We start from the raw sequence: 10343 nt of genomic DNA, 5'->3' as shown, positions 1-10343 counted from the left end.
CCACCGCATGAGCATGACCCCCGAGCAGGCCGCCTGGTTCGCCGACGTCGCCGGACGGATCGTGACCAACGTCGAGCAGGTGCTCCTCGGGAAGACGTTCGTCATCCGCCTCGCCGTGACGACCATGCTCAGCGAGGGACACCTGCTCCTCGAGGACGTCCCCGGCACCGGCAAGACGAGCCTCGCCCGTGCGATGGCACAGAGCGTGCAGGGGTCGACCAACCGGATCCAGTTCACCCCCGACCTGCTGCCCGGCGACATCACCGGCATCAGCGTCTACGACCAGCGCACGCAGGAGTTCGACTTCCACCGCGGGCCGGTGTTCGCCAACGTCGTCCTCGCCGACGAGATCAACCGGGCCAGCCCGAAGACGCAGTCCGCGCTGCTCGAGGCGATGGAGGAGTCGACGGTGACCGTCGACGGTGTGAACCACCGCCTGGCTGCCCCGTTCATGGTCATCGCCACGCAGAACCCGATCGAGCAGGCCGGCACGTACCGCCTGCCCGAGGCCCAGCTGGACCGGTTCCTCGTGCGCACCTCGATCGGCTACCCGGACCACGCCGCCACCGTGCGGATCCTCGAGACGTCCTCGGCGCCGTCCGCCTCGGTGCCGCTGCCGAGCGTCGTCCCCGCAGCGACCGTGACCGAGATGGCCGCCCTCGCCCGCACGGTCCACGTCGACCCGACGATCGCCGACTACGTGGCACGCCTGGTCGACGCGACCCGCGCCGCGAGCGAGGTCCGACTCGGCGTCAGCGTCCGCGGTGCCATGGGGCTGATCCGTGCCGCACGCGTGTACGCCGCCGTGCAGGGCCGCCACTACGTCACGCCGGACGACGTCAAGGCCCTGGCCGTCCCGGTGCTGGCACACCGCCTGGTGCTCGACGCCGAGGCGGAGTTCGACGGGGTCAGCGCCACCAGCGTCGTGGCGCAGCTCCTCGTCGAGACCCCGCCGCCCGCCGACCGAGCGGCGTCGTGACCGACCGCCGTCCCGGCAGCACCAGGACGCGACGCGGCAGCACGAGGTCCCGTCGCGGCTCCGTCGCCGCCGAGCGGACGACGACGGTCGCCGGGCTCACGAACGTGCGCACCCGACTCGTCGGTGACCGCGAGGGCGTCGCCGCCGACGCCGTCGTCGGGATCGCGAAGGCGTGGGCGACGGCCTGGAGGACCGTGCGGCGTCTGTGGGGCGAGGTCGCCGCGGTGGTCACCGGCCTGGGCTGGACGGTCGCCGTCGTCACGGTCGTCGCCTTCGCCGTGGGGTACCGCTTCGGTCTGCGCGAGGTCGTCGTGGTGGGCTTCGCCGGGGCGGTGCTCGCCGTCGTGGCCGCGGTCGCCCTCGTCGGGCGGACCCGGCTCGTGGTCCGGATGCGCCTGCCGCAGCACCGTGTGGCGGTCGGCGACGACGCCGGCGTCGTGGTCACCGCGGAGAACCCGGCCCGGTTGCCGTCGGTCCCGACCACGGTGGAGCTGCCGGTCGGGGACGGACTCGTGGACGTCGCCGTGCCGACCGTCGCCCCGGGAGGCGTGTTCGAGGAACAGGTACCCGTGCCGACGGTCCGACGCGGGGTGCTCGACGTCGGACCGGTCACCGGCGTCCGGGCCGACCCGGTGGGGCTGGTGCGGCGCGAGGTCGTGTGGACCGCCCGCGAACAGGTCATCGTGCACCCGCGGACGATCGCGATCCCGTCGACGAGCACGGGACTCGTCCGCGACCTCGAGGGGCAGGCCACGACCGACCTCTCCCCGGCGGACATCGCCTTCCACGCCGTCCGCGAGTACGTCCCGGGCGACGACCCGCGCACCGTCCACTGGAAGTCGACCGCGAAGTCCGGCGCGCTCATGGTCCGGCAGTTCGAGGACACCCGACGCTCGCACCTGGTCGTCGCCCTCGCGAGCCGTCGGGCCGAGTTCGCGGACGACGACGAGTTCGAGCTGGCGGTGAGCGCTGCCGCGTCACTCGGGGCTCGTGCGGTCCGCGACGGACGGGACGTCTCGGTCGTGGTGTCCGAGCGCACGTCGGAGTACGCGAAGCGGCCGTCCTACGCGGTGCACCGGCTCGCCACCGTCACACCGACCCGTCTGCTCGACGAGTTCGCGACCGTCGGGCTGTCCGACGCGTGCCTGCCCGTCGCGGAGGTCGCCCGGATCGTCGGGAACGACACGGCCGGCATCTCCGTCGCGTTCCTGGTCGTCGGGTCGACGGTCGGGCTCCCCGCGCTCCGGCTCGCCGCCACGCGCCTCCCCGTCGGGGTCGAGGTCGTCGCCGTCACCTGCGAACCGGAGGCCCAGCCCCGGGTGCTCCGGGTGGCAGGGCTCACCGTCCTGACCATCGGCTACCTCGAGGACCTCCGCCAGGCGTTGCACCGGACGGCGGCCGCCGCGTGAGTGCCGCACCCCCGCTCGAAGGCCCGACCAGGGGCCGCCGCGCCACGCGCCGAGCGGCTCGCCGGCGCGCCCCGGTCCGCTCGGTCGGCGGCACCCTGGTCGTCTGGCTCCTGCTCGCCGTGGCGAGCACCGCCTGGTGGCCGGTCCACCGGGACGGGTCGATGGTGACCGCCGGCGTCACCGCCGTGGTCGCGGGCACCGCGGTCGCGCTGACCGGTGCACTGGGTCGGCTGCCGGCGGCGGTCGTCGGTGTCCTCACCGTGGCCGTCTTCACCGTGACCGGGGTGCCCGCCGCGGTCCCGGGGGAGTCGGCGGGGCTGCTGCCGACCGGACCCGGACTCGTCGACCTCTTCGCCGGCGTCGCGCTCGACTGGAAGCGGCTGGTCACCGTCAGCCTGCCGGTCGGGTCCTACGAGTCGCTGCTCGTCCCGTACTTCGTGACGACCCTCGTCGCCACGGTGACGGCCGTGACCGTGGCGGTCCGTGCCTCCCGGCCGGAGACCGCGAGCATCCCGGCGCTCGTCCTCTTCGCGGCGGGCGTCGTGGTCGGTCCGAGCCGTCTGGACCTGTCGGTCGCGACCGCCGTCGGCCTCGGCGGGATCGCGCTCGTGTGGGCGCTCACGGTCCGGCACGCGCGCCGGGCCGTCGCCGTGGCGACGACCGTCGGCGCCCGTGTGCCGGTGTGGCGGTCCGTCGCGCGTCCGGCGCTCGTCGGCACCGGGACGGTCCTGGCCGCTGCGGTCGTCGCGACCGGTCTCGGGTCGGTCGCCCCGCCGACGGTCGGCCGGAGCGTCGCGCGCACCGACGTCGTGCGACCGTTCGACCCGCGGGACGAGGTGAGCCCGCTCAGCGCGTTCCGGTCGTACGAGGAACCAGGTGCTGCCGACGCACCGCAGCTGCGCGTCACCGGGCTGCCGCAGGGCGGGTTCGTGCGCATCGCGACCCTCGACACGTACGACGGTGTCGTCTTCCGTGTGGGTGGCGACGACGGGTCCTCGGCCTCCGGCACCTTCGAACGGGTCCCCACGACCGTGGACGTGAGCAACGTGCGCGGCAGCGACGTGCGCGTCGGGGTGGACGTCGCCGCCTACCGTGGCGTGTGGTTGCCCACCGTCGGCGACCTGGAGTCGGTGACGTTCCGCGGGGCCGACGCCGAGCAGGATCGCCGGTCCTTCTTCTACGACCGCGCGACGTCGACCGGTGCGGTGGTCGGCGGGGTGGGGACGGACACGCGCTACGACCTCGAGGCCGTGCTGCCCGACCAGCCGGACGACGAGCAGCTCGCGTCGGCGCGTCCCGGGACCGCCGACGTGCCGTCGCCGACCGGGGTGCCGGACGCGGTGCGGGAGCGGGTCGAGTCGACGACCGCGGACGCACGGACGCCCGGCGAGGAGCTCGTCGCGGCCGTCCGGTGGCTCACCAGCACCGGGTACGTCAGCCACGGCGTCGGCGACGACCGGGCCAGCCGGTCCGGGCACGGCGCTGACCGGATCCAGGAGCTCCTCACCGCGCCGGTCATGATCGGGGACCAGGAGCAGTACGCGGTCGCCGCCGCGCTGATGGCCCGGCAGATCGGGTTCCCGTCGCGGGTGGTGATGGGGTTCACCCCGGGCGGGGACGTCCGGAGGTCCTCGTCGGAACCGGGTTCGGCGGCAGCCGGTCCGTCGGGCGGGGCCACGACCCTGCGCGGGTCGGACGTGACCGCGCGGGTCGAGGTGGACACCGCGCAGTGGGGGTGGGTCACCCTCGACCCGAACCCCGTCCTCCGCGAGATCCCGGACGAGCAGGACCAGACGCCGCAACCCGTCACGCGCCCGGAGACCGTCGTCCCACCGCCGCCCGTCGAGCAGCAGGACCAGGACCAGCAGGCCCCGCCGCAGAGCGACCGCGAGACACCGCCCGTCCCGCCGCTGTGGCTGCAGGTGCTGCTCGCCGCCCTGCCGTGGGTGCTCGCGACCCTCGGGTTCCTCGCGCTCGTCCTCCTGCCCTTCGCGGTGGTGCTGCTGCGCAAACGGCTGCGCCGACGTCGACGACGCCGCGCCCCGACACCGCGTGCCCGGGTCACCGGAGCCTGGGAGGAGTACCGGGACGCGCTGGTCGACCGCGGGCACGAGGTGCCGGGCGCAGCGACGCGGCGCGAGGTGGTCGCCGGCGCGCCCGGGCGCGGCGGGAGCGGACTCGCCGCGCTGGCGGACCGCAGTGTGTTCGGACCCGGGGCGGTCGACGCGGCGACCGCGGACCGGATGTGGTCAGCGACGGACGAGGCCATCGCGAGCCTGGCCGATGACCGCACGCGGCGCCAGCGCTGGCGGGCGGCCGTGTCGCTGCGGTCCCTCCGCTCCGCCGGGTGGGGTCGACGCCGTCCGGCGACCCGGCGGAGGCCGAGCGGTGCGGTGCGTCCGTCCGGCACCGATCGCCACGACCAGGGGCGTCCCGGGGCCGGTGACTACGATGGGCCGGAGGCCGGCGAGCGTCGTGGACGGCCGAGTGAGGACAGAGGCGAACCGTGATCAGATGCGAACACTGCGGCTCGATGCTGCCCGACGGGGCGATCTTCTGCGGTGAGTGCGGGCGGTCGGTGAACGTCTCGGCGAACCGTCGGCCCGCGCCGGCTGCGCCCGTCGACGACACCCCGCCGCCACCGCTCCGGCAACCTGACCAGCACGGCCGCCGACCCGATCCCGCCGCCGAGGCCTGGCTGCCCGAGGCGACGCTCGACCCCGCGACCCGTGCGTGGCTCATCGGCGAGGACCGGCAGCGCTCCGGCGCGACCGGGGACGCTCGCCCCACCGCACCGTCCGCTCCTGTGGTCCCGGCCGTTCCCGCAGCTCCGGCTGACGATCCGTCGTGGCTGCGCCCCGAAGGCGTCGACCCGGGTCGGTCGGACCGCGTCGGGGACGACCGGTGGACGCACGAGCAGCACCGCACGGACGAGCGGTCCGGGGCGTCGGAGCCGGAGCCGGAGCCGCCCCTCGATCCCGACGCGTACCCGTCGTCCCCGACGGGGTCCTCCGCCGACGACGAGGCCGACACCGAACGAACCCGTCTCGCGCCGGCCCCGGGGGACCTGTCCGGCTCCGGGACGCCGTCCCCCGTGCCCGAGGCACCGTCCGCTGCGCCCGAGGCGCCGCCGACGGCCCCGGTGTGGGCGCCGCCCGTCGTACAGCAGCCGACGGCAGCTCCGTCGCGACCGTCGTGGTGGGTGGGCCGCGGAGGCGCGGCAGCCGAGCCGCCGGTCGAGGACCAGGTCGATGAGCCGTCCGCCGACGAACGTCCCCGTGCCGGCGACACCGCCGTCGTGGAGCCACTGGTCGACCGTCGTCCGGCACCGACGCCCCTGATCGCTCCGGGGAACGGTCCGGCCACCTGCCCGGTGTGCGGCCACGCCCTCGAACCCGATGACATCTTCTGCGCGGAGTGCGGCGCCGTCCGTCCGACCGTGACGGCTGCCTTCACCGGGCCCGTCGTGCCGCTGCCCCTGGCGCGGCCGGACTGGGCGGCCGACGACGAGATCCGTGTGGACGACGAGCCCTCGGACCCCGGTTCCGCGGACGGCGGCGCCGAGCGGGGCTCCACGGACCACGCGTCGCAAGCGGATGTCCCCGAGGACGCCGGGTCCGGCACCGAGCACCGCGACGGCGCGGCGTCCGACGCCGGACAGCACGATGCCGGACAGCCCGACGCCGGACAGCCCGACGCTGGACAGCCCGACGCTGGACAGCCCGACGCCGGACAGCCCGACGCCGGACAGTCCGACGCTGGACGTCCCGACGCCGAGCGGCCCGACGCGGACCAGGCGCACGAGGACCGGTCGGACGAGCCCGCTGCGGGGCCGGGCCGCCACCTCGCCGACGACGAGGGGGCCGCGCCCGGCGGGCACCGGAGCGCACACGACGGAGGACCGGTCCCGCCTGCTCCCGCTTCGCCGACCCTGCCGTCCTCGGCGCAGGGCGCCGGCGGTCCCGACCTGCCGCCGGTCCCGCGTGCCGCGCCGCTGCCCCCGATCCCGGGGGCGACCGGCCCGGTCCTCCCGCCCGTCGGGTCCACGACGGTGCCGTCGAGCGGCGACCTCGACCCCGACGAGGACGTCGAGGAGACGCGGATCGTCGTCAAGACCACCTCGGACGCGCCGTTCGTGCTGCACTTCAGCACCGGGGAGCGCACGGCGGTGCACGGTACGGGCCTGCTGGGCCGGCTGCCTCGACCGCAGCCGGGCGAGCGGTTCGACGACCTGCTCACGGTGCACGACCCCGGCAAGTCGGTGTCCAAGACGCACCTCGAGCTCGGGCGTGACGGCGACGACCTCTGGGTGTCGGACCGGCACTCGGGCAACGGCACGGTGATCCGGCACATCGACGGGAGCATCCGCCGCTGTGAAGCCGGGCGTCGCTACCGCGTGGAGCGCGGTGCACGGGTCGACATCGGGGAGCAGTTCTTCCTCGTGCAGTAGCCCTGACCGCCAGCCGGCCGTTCCTCCACAGGGCAGCGACCGCGACCCGATCTCCACCAGCAGCCCCGTGCGCCCGAACCCGGACGCGCGGGGCTGTCAGTCTCGGTCCGTGTCCCCGCTCGTCGCCCGCTGCTGCCTGGTCGGTTCGGCCGTGGTGCTGCTGCTCGTCGGGGTCGTCGGCGACCTCCCGGTGGTCGCCAGGACGGTGCTGCTCGTCGCCGCAGCGAGTTGCGCGGTGCTCGACGCCCTGACGGTCCGGGGCACCGGTGCCGATCCTCCGCCCGCGGTCGTCGTGACCATGCCGACGGATGCCGTCTCCGGACCAGCAGTCTCCGGACCAGCAGTCGCCGGACCAGCAGTCGCCGCACCAGCAGTGTGCGGAGACGACGCGCTGAGCGACGCCGTCGGGGCGTCGTCGTGGACCCCGGACCCGCACGCTTCCGGCGTCGGCGTCGGCGGCGCCGTTGTCGAGGGGCTGGTGCTCGGACGAGGACCCGACGGTCGAGCCGAGCGGATCCGCGCCGACCCCGGGTCGCCGTCCCACGTCGTCGTCCTCGGCACCGGGGCGTTCGCGCGGGCGGTGTTCGATGCGCTCGGCGCCCAGCTCGCCGCGTCCGCCATCGACGGGACAGCCGGTGCGGCGGGGAGCGCGGACGCCGGCGTGCGGATCGTCTCCGATGCGGGTCCGCAGTCCGGAGCGCCGCCCGGCGTGCGTCCGACACCGACGGGGACCGCGGTCGCCGTGCGCCACGACGGTCTCGGCAGGGTGCAGGCGACCGTGGTGCTCGTCCCCGGCGTCCACCTGCTCCCGCGTCGACGGGACCGCGTCATCGAGGTCACGCGGCACGGGTGCCGGCTGTGGAACGACGGCGACGGCGACGGGGACGGCGTGGCGCCGTCCTTCGAGCCCGTGCTCCCGCTGCTGGCCGGGGATCCCGTCGACGAGCTCGTCGCAGGGTGACCGTGCCGTGTCGGGCAGCCGGCGGTCAGCGCAGTCCGGCCCCCGCGCGCACGGCACCGACCGGCACGCCGCCACCGAGCACCTGCTCGCCGGTGGCGGCCAGCACGTCGGCGACGCCCGCGGCGTCCACCATGCCGTTCCGCTCGAGCAGCGTGAGCGCCGCGAGCGTCCCGGCACGCTGCGACCCGTCGAGCGTCTTGACCGCGACCGCCGCTCCACCGGGGAGCCCCATCACCATCACGCCCTCGGCACCGAACTTCGCGAGCACCCGGAGTCGTTCGATCGTCACCGTGTTCGCCCGGCCCACACCGTCGATCGCCCACGGGTGGTCGAGCACCGCGTCCACGAGTGCCGCGGTGTCCGAGTCCGAACGGGCGACGACAGCCGCGAACCCACGGGCGAGCCCCTGCAGGGTGAGCGGGAACACGGGCGCGCCGCAGCCGTCCGTGCCGACGACGTCGACGGTCTCGCCGGTGTACGCCTCCACGGTCTCCCGGACCCGCTGCTGCAGCGGGTGCGCCACGTCGAGGTAGGTCGCCTCGTCCCAGCCGTTCACCCGGCACGCGGCGAGCATCCCGGCGTGCTTGCCCGAGCAGTTCATCGCCAGGCGCCGCGGGCCGTCCATGGTGCGGGCGGTGGCCCGGTCGAACGGCAGGTCGGGCGGGCAGCCCAGGTCGGACTCGACGTGGTCGAAGGACTCGAGCATGTGCAGCGCGAGGGCCTGGTGCGCAGCGGTGCCGGCGTGACTCGCCGTCGTGAGCACGAGCTCGTCGTCGCTGAAGACCGCGCCGGCGCGACGGACGGCGAGGGCCTGGAAGGGCTTCATCGTGGAGCGGGGGTACACGCTCGCCGTCACGTCGCCGACGGCGTCGAGCACGGTCCCGTCGGCGGCGACGACGACGCCGGCTCCGACGTGCCGGCTCTCGTCGAAGCCGTTCCGGTCCAGCACCGCGAGCTCGACGGAGCCCTCGGCGGTGAGAGGATGGCGGTCTGTGCGGACGTCGTGGCTCACCGTCATGCCGTCATCGTAGCGAGGGGCCGGCAGGCGCCACGTCCAGCACCCAGCAGCACGCACGAAGGAGCGCACCGTGACCGACCACACGTACGAGGTCTCCGTCCGCTGGACGGGTGACCGCGGCACCGGGACGAGCGGCTACCGCGACTACGGCCGCGACCACGACGTCACGGCGCCGGGCAAGCACGCCATCGCCGGTTCGGCGGACCCCGCGTTCCGCGGCGACCGCGACCGGTGGAACCCCGAGGAGATGCTGCTCGGCGCCCTCGCCCAGTGCCACATGATGAGCTACCTGTACGTCGCCGTGCAGCGGGGCTTCACCGTGGTCGGCTACGAGGACACGGCGACGGCCTCGCTCGACGTGCACCGCGACGGCACCGGCGAGGTCACCGAGGTGACCCTGCGCCCCGTCGTCACCGTGCTCGAGGCCGACCGCGTCGCGGACGCCGAGGCAGCCCACGCCGAGGCGAACCGCCTGTGCTTCATCGCGCGCTCGGTGGCGTTCCCCGTCCACCACACGCCCGCCACCAAGGTGCGTGCGGCAGGATAGGGCCTCGTGAAGCGTCTCCGCCTGCTCCCGATCGCCATCGTCCCAGCCGTCGTGCTCGGACTCGCCGCCTGCTCCGGGAACGGCTCGGGTGACGCCTCGGCCTCGCCCAGCGCGTCCGCCAGCGCCACGGCGACGCCCATCTCGTCGTGCCCGGAGTCGGGCTCGGCGTCGAAGCGCATCGAGGTCACCGGCGCGGTCGCCGGGTCGGAGGCGCCGAAGGTCACCTTCGACAAGGGCCTCAGCGCGGAGACCCCGCAGGCCACGACGGTGGTGCAGGGCTCGGGCAAGGCGCTCAAGAGCGGCGAGTTCGCCCAGGTGTCGTACGCCGTGTACAAGGCCTCGGACGCCTCGAAGCTCGGCGCGGTCGGGTTCGACCAGGGGAACCCGCAGGTGCTCTCCGTCGGCGGGACCGGCTTCGGCGCGCTGCTCGCCTGCACGAAGGTCGGGGACCGGGTCGCGGTGGTCGGCGAGTCGTCGGCGCTCGGCTTCAACACCGGCGGGGAGATCGTCGTCGTGGCGGACGTCGTCGCGCAGACCCCGACGAAGGCGACCGGCACGCCGCAGACGCAGGACCCGTCGCTGCCCACGGTCGAGGACAAGGCGAGCGGCGAGCCGGAGATCACGATCCCGTCCGGTGCGACGGCCCCGTCGAAGACCGAGGTCGAGGTCCTCAAGCAGGGCGACGGCGCGACGATCGAGAACGGTGACACCGCCCTCGTGCAGTACAAGGGCGTGACCCTGGCGGACGGCAAGGAGTTCGACTCCTCGTGGTCGAAGGGTGCTCCGACCACCTTCACCGTCTCCGAGGGCTCGCTCATCAAGGGCTTCGTCACCGGGCTCGTCGGGCAGAAGGTCGGGTCCCAGGTCCTCATCGTGACCACGCCCGAGGACGCCTACGGCTCGAACCCGCCCGAGGGCTCGGGCATCCCGAAGGACGCTTCCCTCGTCTTCGTCGTCGACGTCCTCGCCAAGGGCTGAC

Annotated in this window: 8 protein-coding genes; 7 read left to right on the top strand and 1 reads right to left on the bottom strand. The window is 74.8% G+C overall.

The window, feature by feature from the left end; translation table 11 throughout:
• Positions 1-7 precede the first annotated feature (7 nt).
• The 5 genes from Q9R28_RS03480 (at position 8) to Q9R28_RS03460 (ending at position 7799) form a co-directional block, all read left to right on the top strand.
• Positions 8-979 (top strand): MoxR family ATPase, encoded by a 972-nt coding sequence (locus Q9R28_RS03480; RefSeq protein ID WP_066654604.1) that lies wholly within the window; start codon positions 8-10, stop codon positions 977-979.
• Positions 976-2388: a DUF58 domain-containing protein gene (locus Q9R28_RS03475; protein WP_311205475.1), complete on the top strand. Its 1413-nt coding sequence runs from the start codon at positions 976-978 to the stop codon at positions 2386-2388. Before Q9R28_RS03480 ends, Q9R28_RS03475 begins: the two co-directional genes overlap by 4 nt.
• Entirely contained in the window at positions 2385-4898 is a 2514-nt protein-coding gene (locus Q9R28_RS03470; protein ID WP_311205474.1) for a transglutaminaseTgpA domain-containing protein, read from the top strand. Before Q9R28_RS03475 ends, Q9R28_RS03470 begins: the two co-directional genes overlap by 4 nt.
• Entirely contained in the window at positions 4895-6838 is a 1944-nt protein-coding gene (locus Q9R28_RS03465; protein WP_311205473.1) for a zinc-ribbon domain-containing protein, read from the top strand. Before Q9R28_RS03470 ends, Q9R28_RS03465 begins: the two co-directional genes overlap by 4 nt.
• A gap of 109 nt (positions 6839-6947) precedes the next feature.
• Positions 6948-7799, top strand: coding sequence for a hypothetical protein (locus Q9R28_RS03460; protein ID WP_311205472.1), 852 nt, complete (start codon positions 6948-6950; stop codon positions 7797-7799).
• A gap of 25 nt (positions 7800-7824) precedes the next feature.
• Here Q9R28_RS03460 and Q9R28_RS03455 read toward each other — a convergent pair whose 3' ends face one another.
• Positions 7825-8817 carry an asparaginase gene (locus Q9R28_RS03455; protein ID WP_271825781.1) on the bottom strand — a complete coding sequence of 331 codons (993 nt, stop codon included), beginning with the start codon at positions 8815-8817 and terminating at the stop codon, positions 7825-7827.
• A 70-nt stretch (positions 8818-8887) separates the two neighbouring features.
• Here Q9R28_RS03455 and Q9R28_RS03450 point away from each other — a divergent pair, with 70 nt between their 5' ends.
• Positions 8888-9364: an OsmC family protein gene (locus Q9R28_RS03450; protein WP_209682411.1), complete on the top strand. Its 477-nt coding sequence runs from the start codon at positions 8888-8890 to the stop codon at positions 9362-9364.
• A 6-nt stretch (positions 9365-9370) separates the two neighbouring features.
• Positions 9371-10342: an FKBP-type peptidyl-prolyl cis-trans isomerase gene (locus Q9R28_RS03445; RefSeq protein ID WP_311205471.1), complete on the top strand. Its 972-nt coding sequence runs from the start codon at positions 9371-9373 to the stop codon at positions 10340-10342.
• Position 10343: the final 1 nt, after the last annotated feature.

The sequence above is a fragment of the Curtobacterium sp. BRD11 genome, assembly GCF_031844345.1.
In the GTDB taxonomy this organism is placed as follows: Bacteria; Actinomycetota; Actinomycetes; order Actinomycetales; family Microbacteriaceae; genus Curtobacterium.
The sequence above is the reverse complement of the archived record's forward strand: the minus strand, read 5'-3'. Positions and strand labels throughout refer to the sequence as shown.

Bases quoted from the DNA above. Each gene is read 5' to 3' on its own strand.
- Q9R28_RS03480 (WP_066654604.1), top strand. From the start codon at position 8: ATGAGCATGACCCCCGAGCAGGCCGCCTGGTTCGCCGACGTCGCCGGA.
- Q9R28_RS03455 (WP_271825781.1), bottom strand. From the start codon at position 8,817: ATGACGGTGAGCCACGACGTCCGCACAGACCGCCATCCTCTCACCGCC.